The sequence below is a fragment of the Marinoscillum luteum genome, from assembly GCF_044005705.1.
Classification (GTDB): Bacteria; Bacteroidota; Bacteroidia; order Cytophagales; family Cyclobacteriaceae; genus Marinoscillum; species Marinoscillum luteum.
The window spans coordinates 272,513-294,277 of sequence record NZ_JBIPKE010000017.1 but is presented as its reverse complement, the minus strand read 5'-3'; the positions used below and the strand labels follow the sequence as shown (position 1 = coordinate 294,277).

Genomic DNA, 21,765 nt, shown 5'->3' with positions numbered 1-21,765 from the left:
CCTTAATAACAGAGCACTTCATAAAGCACAGCTGATTGTCCCGGAGGGTTTTCTAGCTCAATGGTGAGCTTGGCAGTGGATATTGGCTTTTCCAGTTCGATAGTATTCACTGATTGATAATTTCCTTCTTGTGTAAACACTACCTCACCTTTGGAATCTTTGATGGTGTAATTTCTCACGCAGAGTGGCATTACATCCTCATAGTGCCCCATCAAAACAGACTCCATCGGATGATCAAAATCCCCATCGAAAAACAACCTAATCATGTTGATCTCTTGTGGTTTTGGCCATTCAAGAGTAATGGCAGGATGAGTGTCATTTTCATCCGGTACCCAGGCATTCACACCCTCTGGTGTGGGTCGGACAAATCCCTGGTTCAGATTTGATGGATTGAACCTGTCCAAAGTAGGGCTAACCTCAAACGCAAAATTATTACCATCTGGTCGTCGATTGGGACACCAGAATTCAAAGGTTTCGATACCAATATCTCCTTCTGGTTCCTGCTTGCCGAAATTAGAAACTGCCGGATTGATTTTGTTGTAAACAGATAATATTCCGGGAAGAAGCCTTTTCGAACTCTTAACGGCAACAGCTTCGTTCTTCATGAGTGTCACAAATCCATATTGATCTTTTGGCACGGAAGTGCCAAAGTCTAGCTCGATGTCCTGCTCACCTACCCTTAGCTCGAAACTTAGCTCCTCATGGGTAATATCAGGTGTGTAGTGCTCACATGAAGGCGCTCGTAGCTGTGCGATCAAAGTCGTGTTTCTACTCGCTTTCACCCTAAGTTTCACCTTATAATTAGTACCTACCAGCATCGGGATCATCTGAGCTGCTGAAAATTCCAACCCTATCCAATCACCATCAGTGGGTAGACTAGAGAGCTGTAATGTAGAAGAAGCAGTGATTTTCGCTGAGTTGACGAGGTTGGCTTCATCCCTGATAGGTATATGAGGAATGCTCTGCCCTATTTTGCTCAATTCCCTTTGAAGCATTTTGAGATGTGGCCCTTTGGAAAGATCTCTTGGTTTTAAACCATGTTTGACGGCCAATGACGCTGCTATACCTACAGCTTGTCCCCCATGACCACAAGTAGCCATGACACGTGTGGATCCGAATGCCACATGAGAAACGCTTATGATCCTTCCTCCAAAAAAGAGGTTGTTTATTTCCTTACTGTAATAGCAACGATATGGTATTTGATATGCGCCTTTAGCGTGATATTGCGTACATCCCTTCTTCTCGCTGTGCACTCCATCAGCAGGATGCAAATCAATCGCCCACCCGCCGAAAGCTACGGCATCTTCGTGTCTTCGTCTTTCGACAATGTCCTGCTGTATCATGAAGTAGTCGCCAATGAACCTACGGCTCTCCCTTTTACCAGGTATGGTACCTATCCATTCCAGTGTTAGTGTGTCTGCTTCTGGATAGTCGCCACTATTCTTCACATGATCCCAAATACCATAGAGGACTTTCCATAGCTCCATCTTGATCTCTTCTGTCTGGTGAATAGTATCCAACCTTCCTCCATACTCGACCCACCACATTCGGCAGCCCTGATCTTGCAATTTGAAATTGCGTATTTTGGGCAAATCAGCGGGATTTTTCATGGCATAAGATGGAGCCCGAAATTTTACAGACTTCCCAACATCCTTGGTATAAAAGAAAATAGAATGACCAAGTAATTCTCCGTAATCCTTGATGTTAGGGGCTGCCAATTCTCCAAATTCCTCAGCACTTTCGGCGCCCATTCGAAAGGAGGCGCCAGCTAGAAAACTGACTATTCCATCGCCAGAACAATCACTGAAAAATTTGGCGCTCAAATAATATTGAATAGAAGTCTGACTGCAAAAGGCAGATACTTTTTCTATTTCATGATCATTCTTCTTTTCTACCTCATGCACTACTGTATTGAGAAGTAGTGTAATGTTTGGTTCATTATATACTTTATCAAGAAGAATGGTGTCCCAAATCACAGGATTACCTTCCTTATTTCGATAGGTATTTTCAATTAAAATCTCATCTATAACTCCTCCCTCACGTGCCCAGCGATTATTGTTCCCCATATGGGATGTGGCACCAAGAACCCAAAGTCTTACTTCACTGGAAGAGTTTCCTCCAAGCACTGGTCTGTCTTGCACCAGCACAACCTTAATACCAGACCGAGCTGCAGTAATGGCGGTACAAACCCCGGCTATACCTCCCCCTACTACCACTAGGTCAGTATCTATATTTTCTTGCTTCGGTAGCCTCGATCTATTAAAATTCTCCTCAATCATTATTACTTAATCTTTTTAAAATTGAAACTCGCGGGTGTATTAAAATTGCGACTGTTGATATAAAAGCACCCATGCCTATTACCAGAGGTCTTTCTGAGGGTGAGAAAATGCTAATTGATAGCACTAGCAATCCGATGATGACCATGGTAATCGATAGTACTTTCATCCCATAGCTATTCTGCTCGGCCGTACCATCGTCATCCGCCTGATCATCTGTCTTCACTTCAGGACTAGAATAGCCCATAACTTTGGTCTCTGGAGATGTCACTTTTGCCCAGATTTCGTATGCGAGCAATAAAGCCAGCGGTATAATTGCTCCAGCCAGCATCTCATACGAACGGTCCAAAGCCAAGCCAAAAAAAGGCGTGATGAATTTAAAAATCAGATTGATAGACAAACCTATTAGCGTACAAGCCAAAATGGAATTGCCTGTGTGTCGCTTAGAAAAGATAGCCCAGATAGGTGGACCGTATAGTGAACAGCCGGTAACCGCGCCAACGGTAAGCACTACCTCTACTATACCCCCAAGAGCAGGCACCATTAAAGCAACTATGATCGTTCCTATTCCGAAAAGGAAGGTTGAAAACCTGGCCACCCACATCGTTTGCTTATTGGTAGCATTGGGTCTAAATAATTTGTAAACGTCATTGGTAAATACTGCAGCGCTCAGATTTAGGTTCGTATTGACAGAACTGGCGGTGGCGAAAATCATTCCTCCGATCATCAGCCCCAACATCCCCACAGGAAGCCAAGCCTTGCAGGCGAGTAAATATGCGCCCTCGTTTTCCAAGCCACCCAGATCCGTATTGACCACTCGATAGATCATGGGTGGTAACATCCAAATAATCGGACTGATCACATATAATCCACTGAACAATAAGCCAACTTTACGAGCATCTTTTGGTGTAGACACACTGGTGTAACGCTGGACATAAGCCCAGTTACCGCCAATAAATATGGTGTTATAAATACCGAAGGCAAACAAAAACACGATGGAGTATTCTTCATTCACCCAACTAAAAAAGTCCTCTGGTGCTAACTCTGTAAACCTGGCAAACCCGCCCACGTTTTCGAGTCCTAAGGGCACCACCATCAATACAGCAGCTGTAAGAATGACAAACTGCAGAACATCCGTGACGATTACCGCCCAAAGGCCCCCTACTACAGTGTAGGCCATTACCAAAAGGCCAATGAAAATCACTGACCATTCGATTGAAAAGCCGGTGGATATATTTACAATCTTCGCCACGGGATATAAGAAAGCTCCCATGTAAGCCAGAGAAAGAAATAGGATGAGAATGGTATAAAACTTTTGAACACGCTTACCGAGTCGGTTTCTGATGAACTCCGCAGCTGTCAACGCTCCTGTTTTGCGCCATGCCGGAGCTATGAGTAAAGCGACAAGTAATCCCGCCACGCACATGGTTAATTGAATAGCCACAGCTACCAAGCCTGATTCATAGGCTATAGACCCCCATACCACAAAGGTGCCAGCCGAAAAAAAACTCATAAATAAGGATAATCCACTTACAGACCAGTGAACCCCACCTCCAGCAGCAAAAAAGGACTTCATATCAGATCCACTCTTGCTGAACGACAGTCCCGCAATGAGAATGATCATAGAAAATAATCCAATATACATGTAGTCCAGAAACTCCATACTTACATTGATTCTTTGTGAAAGGACAGTATAAGGGACTTATTCATACTCATAGTGATTTAATCGTTGTGAATGAACTTACTATTTTCGCAATCAATTTTCTGATAGATCATCGAAGTGCGCTTACCCTCTGATCGTATTGGTATTACTTCATGTTATGCAATAATCAAACTATTGGGACCGGCCCAATTTGATTTGGCTTAGCATCAAAATAAAAAGGTTGGAAAGCATGGACTGGCTACAAATGGTCAGCCCACGCTAGTCCACCGTTACTTCTTAATAAACCTGGAGGATTTTGTTCCTTCTGCTGTTTTCAGATGGAGGATATAGATACCTCTTTCTAAATGTGACACAGAAATCTTAACATCATCAGCATTGATTTTGCTCTGCTGAATAACCCTTCCATTCATATCCACGATAGAGTAACTGTAAACCGAAAACTCCGCGTTAAGTCTAATTTCATCATAACTTGGATTTGGATATACCATTAACTTCGGCTTAAGTTCTCCAGTGTAAAGAACCTCTTTATCACTAAATTCATAGATCAATCGAGGCTGCTCCTCTGTAATGCTGTGCGATGGGCTTCTAAATTTGATCAAAGTGCTTGCAGTATCTTCCCTTGCGGAGAATCTCAATGAGAACACATTTTCATTGGCTCCAATCACAGCTTCCGATAGAAAATCTGTGAGATCCCAGGTGTAAAAGCTTGGGACACTTTCTTCTTTTATCAAAGCGACATCTTGAATAGGGTAATCCCCTTGCACCGGTTGCGATTCCCAGGTCCAATTTTCGTCTACTGGCTGAACAGCCGCTCCCACTTCCACATTTGTATCGTGGATTAGATCAGCATTATGTGGAAGCTCATCATTTCCATAATTATACATCTGCACCCAGGCTGAGGTGAGTACTCCTTCTCCTATTACTTCGGTCATAGGCGAGGCGTCAAACTCCATCAAAATAATTCTGTTATAAAATGGACCTTCTCCCGCAGGTGTCTGAGTGTCTCCATAGAGATCATTTTTAATTTCGATTCGAGTGCCTAAGTCAAAAAACCCATCCTTATCTTCCCTAAGTGTTGGAACTTTGGTGGTCGTGAATAGTGATAGATCCTTGATTTCCACAACTACCTCATCTGACCCGACACATCCCTTGGCATCTGTGACATCCACTGAAACAGCATTGTGCCCAAGTACAAAATGATCAGAAGCCAGCTCCACTGTGATGGTTTGCGTAGTTTCGCCGGTAGACCAAGAGTAGCTTTCCCACGAACCAGCGTCCAGAACAATTGATTCATCATCAAGAATGGTGGTAGAGTCCTGACCAAGATCTGGTTCAGGTAGTGGATTCACTGTCAGATTGTAAGTAATCTTCTCAGTGCATGAGGCATCGCTACTTACTTTTTCGATCACAAATGTCTCACTTGCAGTTCTACCTAGAAACTCCTCCCCTGCACAAATTTCGGGGTTTTCAGTAAAATCTCCGCTATCAATAATATCAACCGTATATCGTCTAGTCAAGTCCGCTCCACAAGGTGTCTTGAATAACACGTCATACACACCATTTTCGGATACGCTCACATTATTGGCAGCCTCCTCTGCAACTAGGGTAAACGGGACGGACGTACTACATACGATCGTATCTATTTCTACCAACTCTGCCGCACAAGATGCAATCACCACAAGCTTTGGTCGCTTCGCTTCATCTGCGTCACTACTTGTATGGAATCTAGCCAATACTTTATGGGCAGTGGTATCCATCATTCTAATAGTGTATTTATCCACAGCACCGCCCTCTATGAAGCTGTTAATTTTATCTGTCAGATCAATCTCGACAGTTTCTCCTGCCAAAACCCCATTCAAAATCAAGGTATCCAGCACCGAAAAGTTACTCTCAGCTGGTCTCTGATCCCAGTCTGTTGTTCCATCATTCAGGATACCCGATATCAGATCTCCTTCGGCAATGCTCACTATAAATTGTGGAATTGAGTCAGGTGCTGGATTGGCTTTTGCATCAACTCGAGCGGTTAATTTAAGCTTTGCATCCAGTATTCCAAATTGTTCGTTTTGTGCCAGAACTACATATCCTTCACGATGAAATGATGCCTCAATGGTGCCCTGTCCTCTCACGTATAAATCGGAAGTCACAAAGTCTTTACCTTTTTGTAAAAAACCATCTGCTACTGGAGTAGTAATCACAACATCCTCTTCAGATACCACCTCCAGAGAAGGCCATCTACTTTGATCGCTTTCTGCATTAGAATAGAACTGCAAGAAAGCATTGCTGCTATCGGAGTTAATTCGGATCGTAACATACTCTGCAGCGCCATCAGCATTCAGTTCATTGAGGGTTTTTGATATATCAACAGAAACAATGTCATCTGTATCTTTTGTACCATCAAATGTCATCGTATGTGCTAAACTCATTACAGATGTATCGGGCGCACTGGTATACGCATTGGCTTCATTGGCTAAGGGACTGACTAAGTCTCCTAATGCGATATGAAAATCCACAGCAATTGGGTTTCCCAAATCCTCGCGAAAATTCTTCACCACGAGATTCAACGATGCACTATACACAGCTCCTATATCTTTAATTGGGAACACAACGAAACCTGTTCTGTTAAATCCACCGGCAGTACGTAGATATATTTGTTCTACCTTATAAGCCCCATCAGACTCTTGTACATATCCATTTGTGGTAGGATTAATCGTTTGAGAATGAACAGCAAACGAAGTGACCACTGCTGAAAGCAGTAAGAATTGCTTGTAAAATTTCATCATAATAGCCTTTAGTCTGAAAAATGTTTATTTGAATTATTAATACCCGGGATTATTTTCACCAAGCATTAGGTTTGAGGAAGTTTCCTCTATTGGTATAGGCCATAAATAGCCTTTATTTTCATTGAATTGCCTAGTTCTAAATGTGTAGGTCTCATAATATGCGGGATAAGAATATTTAAGAAAAAGATCACTATACAACTCCAAATCCTCTTGACCTATTTGGTTACTAATTGAATTGAAGTATGCACTCTGTGATGTGTATTTCACATCCTTCAGATTCTTTATTGCATCTATGTGCTCTGCTGGCAAACCATTTGCGAGCAAACTGTCAAAAGAATGTTGTATTAATCGGTATGACGCAGTTGTCAGAAGTTCCGGCTTGTACCCCATACCGTCAGAATAAGCTGCCCGGCCCTCTTGCCATCTCTTGATATCATGGATTCTCAGGCCCTCAAAAGCAAACTCCACACGTCGCTCATGCTTAATAATCTCCAAAAGCTCCTCGGCCGAAAGACCTGTCCCCTCTACTGATTCTACAGTGGGCATATTCACTGTAGGTCTCTGTCTGACCTGATTGATCAATCCGGCTACTTCAGACTCAACATAGGATCCGGACATTACAAGGGCTTCTGCTCTCATCAAAAGAACGTCGGCGTATCTCATGAGTATATTATTTACGCCAGAGTTCCGATGAGTGTAATCATTGTCAGTCTCAAGGTAATCGGTATATTTTCTTATTCTCAGACCTGTAAAATTCGAAGCTCCAACCGCACTTGGATCGTATATTTTTACCCCTCCATTCTTATCGTACCCATTAAATGTAAATGGAAGTACTAAGGTGTTTTCAAGCCTAGGGTCTCGATTAACCCAAGGTTTCTGAGAGTCATATCCAGAGGATGGGTCCTCTATGGACAGTCCATTTGCCATGTAGTAATTGTGCTCTAGATTTGCAGTCGCCATATAAGAACTCCAAGCGAAGAAGTACGTCCACCAAGTTCCAGTTAGATTATCATTACCTGAGTTGGTGATGAATTGAATGTCGAAGATGACCTCTTGGGTTGTATTTTCTCCTGATAGTTGAAACAACTCCCTAAAATCTGGATGGAGGCTATAAATCCCCAGGTCAATAACATCCTGGCATGCCTTTGCCGCCTCCTGGTAACGATGATTATTAAGATAATAACGAGCCTTTAAGGTCATTGCGGCCCCTTTAGTTGCACGTCCTTTGTTTGAACCATCGTATACCTCTGGTAGTATTGTTATTGCAGAATCGAGATCTACCAGCATGTGATCAATAATTACCCCTTTACCGGTTCTTGGGATATCCTTATTCTCAATTCCATCGACTTTTACACGAAAAGGAACATCTCCATAAAATTCGGTTAGATCATAATAGTACAAGGCTCTCAGAAAAAGTGCCTCTCCCTTTAATCTACGCTGCAACTCATCATTATCTTTCACCTGATCGATGTATGTAAGCACCGTATTTGCCCTGAGAATTCCGTTGTAATTGCGAGTCCATTTCCTATCCGAATACAGCGAATTGGGATTATGTGATTGATCCCAAAACTCCACCTCTCCAGACCAGGTTTTATCCATAAATCCATTATCAACCATAAAATCAGTATAGATCGGCCATGTATTACTTTCATAAATTCCGGCCATGGTAAGTGACTTATAGGCTCCGTTGAGGGCCTGCTCCAGATCTCTGGCAGTGGCAAATGCATCTGGCGAAACAAAATCAATGGGTTTCTGATCAAGCAGATCATCGTCACAGCCTATATAACATAATGCCGTTAGAAACAGGAGTAGATATATTTTAGTCTTAAATTTCATAATTCAGCAGTTTCAGAATCTTGCTTGTACACCAAATGAATATACCCTCATGAGCGGATGAAAATCACCTGTTATTTTATTGAAGGCTCTTTCAGGGTCGAAACCTTTGCATTTGGTGATCGTCAGAATATTTTCGATGCTTGCAAAAAAGCGCAATGAACTCAGGGACATTTTTGATATCAATTCCTCAGGCACCTTGTAGCCAACTTGTATGTTTTTCAGCCTCAGGTATGCTGCATTCTGTATGTAGTATGAGGAGATAATGTTTGATCTCTGAGCATCTACATGAAGCCTTTGATATTCAGTACTCTGATTCTCAAATGTCCATCTATTATCAGCTAAGTCCTGAGAGATATTTCCCGAGCCATTCCAGAACGGCGCAATTAATCCTCCGGTGAGGTAAGCATCAGTATTGCCCACTCCCTGAGCCAAAAGGCTGATATCAAAATTGGAATAGCTTGCGTTAAAGGTGAACGAATAAGTGAGTTTGGGCTGAGAGTTACCGATGATTTGCTTGTCCTCAGCAGTTAAAACTCCATTTTCATCAACATCTCGAAATTTGATGTCACCTGGAGCTGGTGTTGCAAAAAGCCCAGACGGATCCGGCATAGATTCCTTAAGCTGATAGTTGCGTTCGTCGTGAGCAATCTCCGGATTGCTTTCATCCTGCCATATGAAATCATCAATTTGATAAATTCCATCTGCTATATATCCATAATAATTAGCAAACGGTTGACCTACAACAGACCGGATTGTGGTAGGATCAGGTGCATACCCGGTGATAAAATCAGAGTGATTTACGAAATCAACAAATCCCAAATCTGTTACTTCATTGACAATATAAGCTCCATTTAGATTGGCCGAATAAATAAACTTCTTGGCTGGATCGCTGCGATACTCCATGCTCAATTCCAGCCCCTTGTTCTGCATTTCTCCTATATTCTGAAATGGATCTACATTGATACCAAGGGATTTCGGTACCGTGATGGCTATCAGATTATCGTAAGTTCTTTTTTCGAAATAGTTAACCAGCAAATCAAAACGGTCACGTATGGTCATATCCAGCCCAAGATTGAGTTGCTGTACTTTCTCCCACGTTACATTATTTGCGGCCAATTCAGTAATGGCTGTTCCTGGTACTATAGTCCCACCAAAAGAATAATTCTGATTTGGGGTGAGCTTGCTGTACTGTGGATAATAGTCACCTATAAACTCATTACCCAGAAGACCCCATGAAGCTCTAAGCTTCAAGTCTGAAATCAGCTCATTTTCAAAGAACGACTCTTTATCTATACGCCATCCCACTGAGAAGCTAGGAAAGACGCCATACTGACTGCCTTTGGTGAATCGTGATGAGCCATCCCTCCTGATGTTAGCTTCGAATAAATACTTATCATCAAAATTATAGTTGATCCTCCCGAATGAAGACAGCAATGCTCTCGCTTTTGCCGAACCTGTCAAATAATAGGTAGAAGGATCTCCCAACGAAAAAACCGGCTGATTTGCAGACAAATCATAGATTTCCGCTCTCATATCCTCATATGATTGCTTGAGTCGCTCACCTCCTATCAAAATGTTGATATTGTGCTTATTCAACGTCTTACTATACCGGATAGTCAGCGACGTTTGATCAGTGACGTTATTAGTCAAAATGGAGCTTAACTGTGATCGGGTTATGCTGCCCACATCATCGAATACATTACCGGCTAAGCTGACTGATGGAACTAACCTTTCATAATCTAAATGAGTCGTATTCCTACTGTATAACAATGAACCTATAAGGCCCTCGATAGGCTCTACCTCCAATTCAACCTGATATTTAAGATTATCTGTTTTTCTGGTAATACCACCCCCTGCTTCCTGGAAAGCAAAATACTGGGCTCCTCCCCCATAGAGACCTTCTACACCTGTAGAATCAACGGCTCTGAATATAGCTAGAGGGCTTCTCAAAGCCAGACTGCTCAATACCGAAGGTGTAGAACTCGAAAGCTCGTCATCCACCTTATTATAGCCCGTTAGCATTGCGTTGATTCTGAATTTGTTTTCAAAAAACTTGGAGTTAAACCTCGTCCGATAGGTGAGTTTTTCACTTGACGTTCCTAACAGGATACCATCCTGATCCAAATGACCTGCGGAGATTGTGAAATTGTAATTCTCTTGCCCTCCGCCAATTGTCAAATAGTGGTTTTGCATAAAAGCCCCCTCATCAAACATCAAATCATACCAGTCAGTATTTGGAAATCTAGGGTCGTCACCGGCTCTATAGCGCTCAATATCCTCGTCTGAAAACCTCTCAGGGAATCCAGTATTTACACGCGCCTCATTATACCTTTCTGCATATGTCGCGGAATTGACAGTATTTGGTAAAGCGGTTCCATCCTGAAAAGAAAAGGTCCCATTGTAGCTTATTCTCAGCTCACTTTTTTGTTCTTTCGTTTTTATCAGGATTACGCCAGCAGATGCCCTGGCTCCATATATCGCAGCTGCAGATGCATCTTTGAGAACCGTCATCGTTGCAATATCATTTGGATTGATGTCCTGCAAGGAGCCTTGTACACCATCAATTATTACCAGGGGATCATTATTATTATTAATCGACGAAACACCTCTTATTCTTATGGTCACGCCATCTTCCCCTGGTTGGCCCGAATTCTGAGTGATCTGAACACCTGATACTTTACCCTGCAGTATTTGACCAGAATTCGTAATTGCACGATTTTCTACATCATCCAGCTGAATATTTTCTATTGCTCCGGTAAGGTTCTCCTTCTTCTGCACGCCGTAACCCACCACAACAACTTCAGACATCAATTTTGAATCGAAGTTGAGCGAGACATTCAATATTGATTTATTCCCAACATCTACCATCTCTTTTTCATAACCAACAAAAGAGAAAACAAGCCTATTCTCATTTTCGGCCAAACTCAATTTATAGTTGCCGTCAAAATCAGTAATGGTGCCCTTAGTAGTGCCATCCACCAAAACCGTGGCACCAATAATTGCTTCCCCACTTTCAGCATCAGTCACTCGCCCAGATACATTTTTCTGTGACCAAGCGGTCACAGATAGTGAAATAAAAAAAACGATATAAATACTCTTCATAAACTATGTTTCGATAGCACCACCATTGATCATTCGACTTGTTACAGATATTGGTCTGGTATGGTCTAGTATGGTTGCTTGTGGTAAATGTAATTACGGGTTCCGATAAAGCCTAATTTTTAGCGTATTTATTTTTTTGAGGCTACTTTGCTGCGCGATCAATAATTATCCGGAACCACCCGACCGGCTCATGAGCATGTTAAAGTCAATATCTACCCTTAAGTCACCAAGGTTTTGCTCAATCGCTATAAGTGCCAGGATTACCTCAAGCCATCCAAACCCAACAACTAAAAGAAAATGATTTCACCATTGAGATGAACAATTTAAAGTTAAAACACACTTTTCGCCTATTTTGTAAAGCAAGGAAAAAGGTGTTCATCCATCTAGTGAATTGTTTATAAATTACTCATGATTTTTTTTGATCGATCAGGTAACGATCATATGTTGCGAATCAAAGACAGTTAAAAAGTAGATTTTGAAGGAAGTAAATTTCCATTTAAGTAATCAGGGTAAAATCCCCAAGTACATAAAATTAGCTGACAGCATTATACAGAAAATTGAAGATGGAGAATTGACCCTGGATCAAAAGCTTCCTTCAGTCAACAAAATGTCTAAAGATTTAGATTTTAGCCGTGAGACTGTCTTCAAAGCACTGAATTTTCTAAGCGAAAAAGGAATCGTTCGTTCAGTTGATAAAATCGGATATTTCGTCAACGATACAGCCACCGAAACCGAGTACAAGGTATTTTTCATGATGGATAAGTTCACGTCTTTTAAAGAGGACTTATTTAACTCGGTGCTTGCTGGCTTAAGCCCAAAGGCGAAAGTAGATTTATTCTTTCACCATCAAAACATTGATTTATTCAAGTCACTAATTCTTCAAAATCTCAAAAACTACACACATTTCGTCATTGTAACCTATCTCGACCCCTCTGAAGATATTGCGGAGATCTTAAATCAAATACCTGCAAATAAAAGAATCATACTAGATAAGGCAGAATTTGGGCTTGAGGGAGAATACGGGATGATCTACCAGGACTTTGAAAGGGATATCTTAACCCTTTTGTCAAAAAATCTGGAGAAAGTAAACAAGTATGATCAAATCATTTTCGTCAATCACAAAACAGCACCTCATGGTGAAAGTGTGAGACATGGACTGGAAACTTTCTGCCAAAAGAACAACTTGCGGCTAATTGAGGTAGAGCATGTAGGTCGGCCTCTATTTCAGAGAAAAAATCTTTACATCACCATTGATGCTTACGATCGTGATCTGGTAGAAGTGATTAAACTCACGCGAGAAAACAATTTTACCCTAGGAGAGGAGATCGGGCTAATTAGCTACAATGACACTCATGTTAAAGAAGTGTTGGAAGGAGGAATCACAGTCATCAGCACAGATTTCAAACTGATGGGTACTCATGCAGCAGATATGATCTCTAATGGCAATATGACCCAAGAGCCTAACTCAACCCAAGTCATACTGAGGAAGTCATTTTAAAAGAATTGCCAGACTGTCCACTAACTATACATTTATGTATACGAAGAGTACAAAGCACTACATTCGGTGAATAAAACATACCCATTGAATTTGCCAGTTTTAACCGCTCCCGGATACACTCGTTCTACCCTCATTGAATCATTAATAACCCCCTCACCCAAAACAAAAAACCCTTCTCTTTTGGAGAAGGGTTTTTGTACCTGAGGCCGGAATCGAACCGGCACTCCTTGCGGAACACGAGTTTGAGTCGTGCGCGTCTACCAGTTCCGCCACTCAGGCTTCTTTGGAACTGAATTCCATCAGGGTTTTCACAGACCCTGCCGATAAACGGATGGCAAAAGTATTTAAATGATTTAATTAATACAACAAAAAAGGGATGTCAAAACTGACATCCCCATTATTAGTTCTTTTGAGTTTCAGATTTTAAAAAGCAAACTTTTCTTCTTTGATCAATTTGCTGTCGTGATACAGGAGGAAAGTCACATCTCCACTCTTCAGGCTTTGGAAGTTGAAGCTCTTGTGCACCTGATTGTCCTGATCGAATGATTCTTTGTATACCACATCTCTGGCTTCATCCAGGATGTAGAGAGTCAGTGACTTACCTTGCTCTTTAGCCCCTACCATGGCGATCTTACGGTCAGCTTTCTGATCAAATGAAAACACAAAGCTGGAGATATCTCCAATCTTCAGATCTTCACTGAAAACGTATCCGCTTGACTTTACCTGGATCTGGTAATCCCCGTCGGGGAGGTTCGTGAGATCAAACTTTTTGGAGAAACCTGCTGACTTTAAATTTTCTTTATAAACTAAGTGTTGTTTCTCGTCGAAAAGCTGGATGGTCACATTCTCTTCATTTGCAGCCTGATAAATTACTTTGTATAACTTATCCTCTTCGGCCACAACCTTACAGATGGTAGCCATGTAAGCAGAGTCTGCTGAGTAGGCTACTGATGCACTAAAAACTGTTAATAGTGCAAGTACGTGTTTGATTGAATGTTTCATAGTTCTATTCATTTTTCGTTATGAATTACATTACAAAGTTGAATAGATTCTAATATCATTCGCAAGTAAATGATGTTTTTATTGAATGAATTAATAGTCAAATAATAAATATTTACACTTTGCGTAATGCAAAAACGATTTCATTGAAAATGTGATCATTTAGCTCCTATGATGACCGATTGCATTGTATTATTTTTATCATTCATGTAAACATTCTAATGATTACATGAAAAACCGTCCAAAAATTCATTTTAAGCCGGTTTACCTACACATTCTTTTGGGGTATATAGAGAAATGCAAATTTTATTGTACCGGATAGTAAATATTGGCAGTCCAAGTGGCTGTATCCGGGTTGGTCTCAGGGTCTGTGATGTATTCTTCCCAGGGATCATCTACCAGATCATAGTTATAAAAAGCTGCAAACTCCATGATTTGGTCATACCCTTTGTCCAGATTTTCATATCCACCCTGGCAGTTCAGGACTATAGCCGGCCCACCATCCTGGCTAAACAGCTCAATCCGCCCGCTACCGCTCAACGGATCGGCCACTGGATATCCGCAAATGAAGGATAGATCAGCATAACCAAAATCCGTGAAGACAGCCAGGGGATTGCCGGTGGCCTCCACTCCGCGGATAGACATATAAGTGACCAGTTCTCCATAGTTCTGCGCCATCATGGAAGATACCAGTGCCGGGTCATTCACCGTAGAGTCTCTGATGCCCAGATACTGAAAAGGCGCTATGGTTCTTAAATTCATGGGAAAATCGAAATCTGGCGCCGACTCCACCCGCTCTTTCAAGGCCAGCAGTCCCTGCTCATAATCTTCTCCCAGAAATCCATCGATACCCAGCATGAAAATTTTGGCCAATCCCTGCACATCGGATTCGTCATAGGTCCAGACCACCTCAGTGCCCCCCACTACGGGATTCAGAATAAAGGCCGCTGTTGGGTCACTTTCGTATTCATCAAACTTCATCAGGTTCACCACCTTGCGATTTTCCATCACCTCAACGATCTGCATAGACCCATTGCCCACCACAGTACTCTTCCATGAAATTCTGGCTCCCACACCAATCACCGGTCCATCCCACAGATACTCTGCCAAAGGATCCTTTGTGGCCCATGGCGACCATTCGTTAAAGGTCCTGAAAGATATCAACTCCGTATACACCGCCTCAGGTTGGCTTTCAATTAATATCTTACGCTCCATGTGAGCATTATCCGGTAGCAAATAAATAGTTATGAGCACTACCGTGGCAAGAATCATCAGAATGATTCCTACGATTTTAATTGCTTTCATCTTTGAGATTGTGATTGAGTTTTTTCAATATAGCGGAAAATTAAGAGAAGCACGATGCATCCTGTTGGATTTTGGACGAGATTGATGGCGCACAATATAGACCTGATAGTTATGCTACCAGTCTATTATCTGATGAGCTTCTTCATCGATTCAAACCAGATCCTCATTTGGCTATGTCTGGTAGTCACTTATCTATATGAAGTAATGGCCATCGCCAGCTCCTGGGGTGGCACCCTGGGTAAGAAAATGATGAAAATAAAAGTGACCAATGATGACCTGACACCAGTCTCTCTCTGGAAGTCCGCCCTGAGGGCCTTTGTAAAAGCCTTCTCCGTGCTCACACTTTTCATCGGTTACCTCACCATTGTACTGCACCCTCAGAAAAAAAGCCTCCATGATCTGGTGATGAAAACTTCCGTTATTTTTTCTCCCACTGACTGATTTTTCATTTATTCATTCGAATGGAAACTATAGAATATCGTATCTTTCGCCTTTGTAACTATTAGCAATTCAAAATGGCACAAGATTCTGGTATTAAAAGATTTGAAAATTTCTTCGAGGGTTTCATGTTCTGGAGTAGATGGGTGCAAGCGCCACTTTATACAGGACTTACTATAGGAGCCTTCCTTTATCTGGTTAAATTCTTTCAGGAACTCTATCATACTTTTCAACAAACCACATCTCTTCACGAAACTGAGATGATGCTTCGTATTCTGGGCTTGGTGGATATCTCCATGGTAATGAACCTTGTGGTCATGGTAACAATAGGTGGTTACTCTATTTTCACCAGTAGAATAGATGTGGACTCACACGAAGACAAGCCGCTTTGGCTGGAGGATCTGGATGCAGGACAGTTGAAAATTAAGCTGGCTACTTCGCTGGCATCAATCTCCGGGGTTCAGTTACTTAAAACTTTCATTGATTACCGGGAAGCGGAGCAAAAAGCCGGAGCTGAAGGGATCATTATTGAAATCGTTATTCACATGGTCTTCATCATCTCTGCCCTTCTACTGGCGCAGACAGAAAAAATCACTCACAGCTATAAGCATGGACATGCTGCTGCCGTGAAGTTTGGCGACGAGGATCATTAAAAAATAATAAACACTAAAAACTAAAGCCGCCGCGATAGATATCGCGGCGGCTTTAGTTTTTTACATTGAGCTCAAAGTCCAACACTACTTGTCCTTCGCGCCAAATGATCGAATGAGCTCTGTCCATCGGAATGGATCCAGAAAATGATTAGGCTGCACCACCCCGGTCAGCTCATACAACCGGCGATCAGCCCACATATCATAGTAGTAAATGTCATTCTTATAAGAATCCTTGAGCAGCTTCATGAGGTCTCGTTTGGCTTCCAGGGCGCGACTTTCCATGTCCGTTTTTGGCGACACTTTCAGGAAAGCCTCTCTGAATTCCTCTTCACTGGGAAAGGAGAAAACCTTCACCTCATTCAGCAATACGGCAGAAGGCTGTAGAAGCTGAATGATCCCATAATCCGACGCCTGGAGTACAGATGGCACGACCAGTGTAGATGGCTGATATCTCAAATCACGAAAGACAAGAGTATCTCCTGACCGGGCTTCAATACTAAACAGACCAAGACTGTCGGTCACTGCTTCATGGTTTCCGGAAAGATTGAAAATATAGGTGCCATCAATCGGCGTGATCTGCTCTCTGTCGAGCACCACTCCTGAAAATCTTAGGAAATCCTGAGCCAAAAGCACATTGGATAACATCAATCCGAAAAACAGCAGTAGTGTCTTCATGATCCCTTTATTTGGTTTTCAATATTCCCAGCTGGCAGTATCTATCTCTTCTAACGCATAAACGAGCAAATTAATTGACGCAATGATATCATCTTTGTGTGCCATCTCTATTACCTGATGCAAATGACGTGTGGGAATGGAAATCGCCCCGGCAATGGAGCCGTTTTTTCCCATGCGCTGCACACCCGCTGTATCTGTGCCACCGGCGGCCAGAATTTCAGGCTGCCATTCTATCTGGTGGCTGTCTGCGGTCTTCTTTAAGAATTTCACCATTCGGCTGTCACAGATCGTCATGGCATCCATGATTTTGATGGCTGTACCCTTGCCTAGCTCTGTAACTTTTTCGTGCGCCTGAGCCCCAGGAAGGTCATAAGCAATGGTGGTATCCAGAGCGATCCCAAAATCAGGGTTGAGGGTGTGTGAAGCCACATTGGCTCCTCTTATACCCACCTCTTCCTGTACGGTAAACACACCATAGAAATCAAAAGCCGGATTTTTAATCTGCTTAAGGGCCTCAATCAATATATACACAGACACCCTGTTGTCGATGGACTTGCAGTTCACACAGTTGCCCATTTCTATCAGCTCCCGCTGACGGGTAATTGGGTCACCAATGGTTACCCGTTTTTCTACTTCCTCTTTGGACATCCCACAGTCGATAAAATACTCTTCGATCTTCGCTGGCTTGTTGCGCTCCTCTGCCTTCATCACATGGATGGGCTTACTACCCATCACCCCAATCACTTCCTCACGTCCATGAATAATTACACGCTGTGCGGTGAGGGTTTTCGGATCAAAACCACCCAGGGTCTGAAACCTGATAAAACCATTGTCATCTATGTGCGAAACCAAAAAACCAATCTCATCCATGTGAGCGGCCACCATCACCTTCTTGCCTTCAGGGTTTTTTACCCCTTTCTTTATGGCAATCAGATTCCCCATATTATCAATGCTATATTCATCCACATGGGCCTGTATCTCCTTGATGATCAACTGACGAACGGGATTTTCGAAACCCGGTGCACCGGGAGCCTCACAGATGGCTTTCAACAATTTTACGTCTACCTTCATAATTTGGAATTTAACAAAAAAAGTCCGGCTGTATCAACCGGACTTCAAAGATTTTAACACTGAAAATGATCTCCATGAAAGACTTATTTTTTGCCAAAAAAGCAACGAATATGATAATCATTTTGACCTTAAGTGCCCAGAGGGGGAGTCGAACCCCCACGTCCTAACGAACACATGGCCCTCAACCATGCCTGTCTACCAATTTCAGCACCTGGGCAGATGCGACGGCAAATTTAGCCGGATAATTTAAAATGGAAGCACCAATCTTTAGAATTTATCAGATTACTTCCCAGACAGAATCGCAGAATAAATGCTCCTGATCAAAAAAGTTCTGAACAAGTCTGAATCCGGTTTTCCCGGCCAGCTCTTGGATTTCCTCCAGGTCGTATTTTTTGGACACTTCCATGAAAATAGGCTCCCATTCTCTGAAAGAAAAAGTCTCATTGAGAGCTCCCACATGCACCTCCAGCGCTTGCTTGCTGATCAGATAGCTCCGACACTGCCCGGTCATGGGATCATAGATAGGGTTATGATCGAACATGGAGGTATCGAAATTAGCGTCCAGCTCACGATTGATGCGATCCAGCAGGTTCATATTGAACGCCCGAGTCACCCCGGCGGCATCATTGTAAGCATTCAATATCCTTTTGGGGTCTTTCTTCAGATCAAAACCGATCATCAAATAATCTCCCTTCTGCAGGTTATCATGAATGCTGGACAGAAAAGCAATGGCCGTATCACTCAGGAAATTACCAATATTGGACCCTAAAAAAAACGCTACTGAATGGGTGTGATTTTTGAACTTCAGGTCTGCCAAAACCTTGAAGTAATCGCCTGCCAGCGGCTCGATTTTCAAGGTTGGCATTTCATTTAAGAGATTTTCCTGCAGATGCTCCAAAACATCGGGAGAAATATCCACCGGTGCATAGGAAAAGTCGACTCCTTGCTGAAGGAAGTGCTTCAAAAGCACTTTAGTCTTCAAGCCATCTCCTGCACCAAGTTCCACCAATCTAAACGGGACACCATGATCCATGATGGTGAGGAGCGCCTCCTTATGCGTCTGAAAAATTTCAAGCTCCGCTCTGGAGAGATAGTACTCATCCAAATGCATGATCTGCTGAAAGAGCTTATCCCCACGGGCATCATAAAAATACTTAGAAGACAGACGCTTAGGGCTGGATGACAGACCTTCCTTTACATCCCTGGCAAATTGATTCAATGGCACTGTGATTGTTTTAGTGATGATAGATTCTTAACGTTTATTGATGTCTTGCCAGCCGCAAGCCTGAAAAAAGCCATTGACATTGAGGGGCGAAGAAATTTCGATATGTGGCGCGGATGTGCGCTTTGGGGGTAGCAAACGAACCGCCCCTCAGCACCATTTGGTTGATCATAAACTTGCCGTTGTATTCGCCAAGTGCTCCATCAGGAGCCTTGTAAAATGGATAGGGCAAATAGGCGCTGGAGGTCCATTCCCACAGATTTCCCATGAAGCCAGGATCCGATTGGGCCTTCGGGGCCAGAAAACCACTTTCCACGAAATTACCATTCTCAGGAATATCCGGCTGATGTATCCCTACAGCCACCTCCCACTCAAACTCTGTAGGCAGCCGACAACCTTTCCACGAGGCGTAGGCATTAGCCTCATAGTATGACAAATGCATTACTGGCGCATTCAGGTCGATGGGTTTCAGGCCATATAGGGTGTAATGCAGCCAATGGCCCTCTTCGTTGATCCAATACATTGGTGCCTTCACGGCCTGATTACCCAGCCAGTCCCAGCCATCTGACAGCCAGTATTGATGATTGGTATAGCCACCATCCTCCATAAACTCCAAATACTCACCATTGGTAACCGTTCGGCTGGCAATCTCAAAGGCCTCCAGGTGCACTTCATGACGCCCCTGTTCATTGTCAAAACAAAAACCTTCTCCCTGATGGCCCACATGGTAGTTGCCCTTGTTCACGGCCAACCATTCTAATGGACTACTCCCATCATCACCCTCGTTAGGCTCTTCTTTATAAGGTGGAAAAAGTGGATTGTGTCCAAGGATATATTTGATGTCATAGAGCAGAAGCTCCTGGTGCTGCTGTTCATGCTGCAAACCTATCTCTATCACGTGTGTCAGCTCAGGGCTCAAGGGCTGCTGCAGAAGCAACCGCTCCATGTGCTCCTCCACATGAGTGCGATAGGCCAGCACTTCCTGCACGGTAGGTCGGGTCAGGTGTCCACGGGAAGCCCTGGCCCATCGATCACCCGCTGCCACATAGTAACTATTGAAAAGAAAAGGGAAATCTTTATGGAAAAGCTCGTAACCATCCAGATGGGGTACCAGCAAAAACACCTCGAAAAACCATGTGGTATGTGCCAAATGCCATTTTGGAGGACTCACGTCTGAAACCGGCTGAACCACCAAATCCTCTGTCTCCAATGGCTCCACCAGATTCAGGGTTTGCTTTCTTATGCTTTTGAACCTCTTCAGGTAGTCCAGAGCAGGATCCGCGAGGGTGGCTTGCGATTGTGACATCTCGTTTATTTTTATTTTAGTTAACTACAAAAGGCGCTGGAGGTTTTGGCAAAACCAAATGAAAAAGCCCTGACCAGACTGACCAGGGCTTCATCAAAAACTCAAAAAAACTTAACCTTACTGAAGTAAGAATATAACGACGATTGGTTTTAAAAAAGTTCAACTCCCGAGCTCAATCATTCAGCCATTTCTTAAAAGGCCCGGAGCGTTCCACACTTACGATCACATCCATGGCATTGGGGGGTGGCGGTATCAGGTCTATTTTGACCCTACTTTTAGAGTACGCCACCATGTTCTGAATGCTCTGATAAGAAATGATAAATTTCCTGTTAATCCGGTAAAATTTCTTAGGATCCAGGCTCCCTTCCAAATCTCCGAGATTCATATTGATGATGTGTTGTGTGCCCTTCTTGGTCACCAAAAAAGTGTAACGGTCTTCACTGAAAAAATAAGCTACATCTGCCGACGGTATGGAGTTAATCTTTTCCCCCAGGGTGACCAGAAAGCGCTCCTGATACTTTTGATCAGAGTACGGCCGCAAGGCTTCCAATAAGTTATCAACGTCAAATTCCTGACCTTTCTGCTTCCAGTTTCGGTATTTCTTGATGGCCGTCTCCAGCTCGGTTTTGTCTATAGGTTTGAGCAGGTAGTCTATGCTATTTTCCTTGAACGCCCGGATGGCATACTGATCATAAGCAGTGGTGATGATGATCGGTGTATTATTTCGCACCTTGTCGAAAATATCAAAACTCAATCCATCTCCCAGCTCTATATCCGACAGAATCAGGTCCACCTCATTTACATCCAGCCACTGCACCGCGGTATGCACACTATCCAACTTCACCACCACCCTGGCATCGTTATAAACCTCCATGAGTGTTTTCTCCAAATCTTCGGCAGCTAGAGGCTCATCTTCAATAATCGCGACGCTTAACATAAGT

Annotated in this window: 15 protein-coding genes and 2 tRNA genes; 3 read left to right on the top strand and 14 right to left on the bottom strand. The window is 42.9% G+C overall.

The window, feature by feature from the left end:
- Positions 1-2 precede the first annotated feature (2 nt).
- The 5 genes from ACHKAR_RS12520 to ACHKAR_RS12500 form a co-directional block, all read right to left on the bottom strand.
- Positions 3-2,279 carry an FAD-dependent oxidoreductase gene (locus ACHKAR_RS12520; protein WP_395417648.1) on the bottom strand — a complete coding sequence of 759 codons (2,277 nt, stop codon included), beginning with the start codon at positions 2,277-2,279 and terminating at the stop codon, positions 3-5.
- The gene (locus ACHKAR_RS12515; protein ID WP_395417647.1) at positions 2,272-3,900 is read right to left on the bottom strand and encodes a sodium:solute symporter family protein; all 1,629 of its coding nucleotides are present in this window, start codon (positions 3,898-3,900) and stop codon (positions 2,272-2,274) included. The genes ACHKAR_RS12520 and ACHKAR_RS12515 overlap by 8 nt, the downstream gene beginning before the upstream one ends.
- 308 nt (positions 3,901-4,208) lie before the next feature.
- Entirely contained in the window at positions 4,209-6,719 is a 2,511-nt protein-coding gene (locus ACHKAR_RS12510; protein ID WP_395417646.1) for a DNRLRE domain-containing protein, read from the bottom strand.
- A gap of 36 nt (positions 6,720-6,755) precedes the next feature.
- Positions 6,756-8,555: a RagB/SusD family nutrient uptake outer membrane protein gene (locus ACHKAR_RS12505; protein WP_395417645.1), complete on the bottom strand. Its 1,800-nt coding sequence runs from the start codon at positions 8,553-8,555 to the stop codon at positions 6,756-6,758.
- A gap of 12 nt (positions 8,556-8,567) precedes the next feature.
- Positions 8,568-11,657 carry a SusC/RagA family TonB-linked outer membrane protein gene (locus ACHKAR_RS12500; RefSeq protein ID WP_395417644.1) on the bottom strand — a complete coding sequence of 1,030 codons (3,090 nt, stop codon included), beginning with the start codon at positions 11,655-11,657 and terminating at the stop codon, positions 8,568-8,570.
- 475 nt (positions 11,658-12,132) lie between these two features.
- Here ACHKAR_RS12500 and ACHKAR_RS12495 point away from each other — a divergent pair, with 475 nt between their 5' ends.
- Entirely contained in the window at positions 12,133-13,155 is a 1,023-nt protein-coding gene (locus ACHKAR_RS12495) for a GntR family transcriptional regulator (RefSeq protein ID WP_395417643.1), read from the top strand.
- A gap of 197 nt (positions 13,156-13,352) precedes the next feature.
- Here ACHKAR_RS12495 and ACHKAR_RS12490 read toward each other — a convergent pair.
- The 3 genes from ACHKAR_RS12490 to ACHKAR_RS12480 all read right to left on the bottom strand — a co-directional run bounded on the left by ACHKAR_RS12490 (position 13,353) and on the right by ACHKAR_RS12480 (position 15,459).
- Positions 13,353-13,434: transfer RNA gene (locus ACHKAR_RS12490), tRNA-Leu, on the bottom strand.
- 144 nt (positions 13,435-13,578) lie between these two features.
- A complete protein-coding gene (locus ACHKAR_RS12485; RefSeq protein WP_159584964.1) occupies positions 13,579-14,157 on the bottom strand; it encodes a hypothetical protein in 579 nt (192 codons plus the stop codon).
- Positions 14,158-14,460: 303 nt separating this feature from the next.
- Positions 14,461-15,459, bottom strand: coding sequence for an SRPBCC family protein (locus tag ACHKAR_RS12480; RefSeq protein WP_395417642.1), 999 nt, complete (start codon positions 15,457-15,459; stop codon positions 14,461-14,463).
- Between the two features lie 54 nt (positions 15,460-15,513).
- On the opposite strand from ACHKAR_RS12480, the gene ACHKAR_RS12475 reads away from it, so the two are divergent.
- Complete coding sequence (locus ACHKAR_RS12475) at positions 15,514-15,900, top strand: RDD family protein (protein WP_395417641.1); 387 nt, start codon at positions 15,514-15,516, stop codon at positions 15,898-15,900.
- Positions 15,901-15,974: 74 nt separating this feature from the next.
- Positions 15,975-16,550 carry a TIGR00645 family protein gene (locus tag ACHKAR_RS12470; protein WP_395417640.1) on the top strand — a complete coding sequence of 192 codons (576 nt, stop codon included), beginning with the start codon at positions 15,975-15,977 and terminating at the stop codon, positions 16,548-16,550.
- 84 nt (positions 16,551-16,634) lie between these two features.
- Here ACHKAR_RS12470 and ACHKAR_RS12465 read toward each other — a convergent pair whose 3' ends face one another.
- The 6 genes from ACHKAR_RS12465 to ACHKAR_RS12440 form a co-directional block, all read right to left on the bottom strand.
- On the bottom strand, positions 16,635-17,225 hold the full coding sequence (locus tag ACHKAR_RS12465; RefSeq protein WP_395417639.1) for a peptidase associated/transthyretin-like domain-containing protein: 591 nt from the start codon (positions 17,223-17,225) through the stop codon (positions 16,635-16,637).
- A gap of 18 nt (positions 17,226-17,243) precedes the next feature.
- Positions 17,244-18,296 carry a M42 family metallopeptidase gene (locus tag ACHKAR_RS12460; protein ID WP_395417638.1) on the bottom strand — a complete coding sequence of 351 codons (1,053 nt, stop codon included), beginning with the start codon at positions 18,294-18,296 and terminating at the stop codon, positions 17,244-17,246.
- 133 nt (positions 18,297-18,429) lie between these two features.
- A tRNA-Leu gene (locus ACHKAR_RS12455) sits at positions 18,430-18,513 on the bottom strand.
- A gap of 60 nt (positions 18,514-18,573) precedes the next feature.
- Positions 18,574-19,521, bottom strand: coding sequence for an L-histidine N(alpha)-methyltransferase (gene egtD, locus ACHKAR_RS12450; protein WP_255465581.1), 948 nt, complete (start codon positions 19,519-19,521; stop codon positions 18,574-18,576).
- Positions 19,522-19,555: 34 nt separating this feature from the next.
- Positions 19,556-20,824 (bottom strand): ergothioneine biosynthesis protein EgtB, encoded by a 1,269-nt coding sequence (gene egtB, locus ACHKAR_RS12445; protein ID WP_395417637.1) that lies wholly within the window; start codon positions 20,822-20,824, stop codon positions 19,556-19,558.
- A gap of 172 nt (positions 20,825-20,996) precedes the next feature.
- Positions 20,997-21,761 (bottom strand): LytR/AlgR family response regulator transcription factor, encoded by a 765-nt coding sequence (locus tag ACHKAR_RS12440; protein WP_159584971.1) that lies wholly within the window; start codon positions 21,759-21,761, stop codon positions 20,997-20,999.
- Between the last annotated feature and the right edge of the window lie 4 nt (positions 21,762-21,765).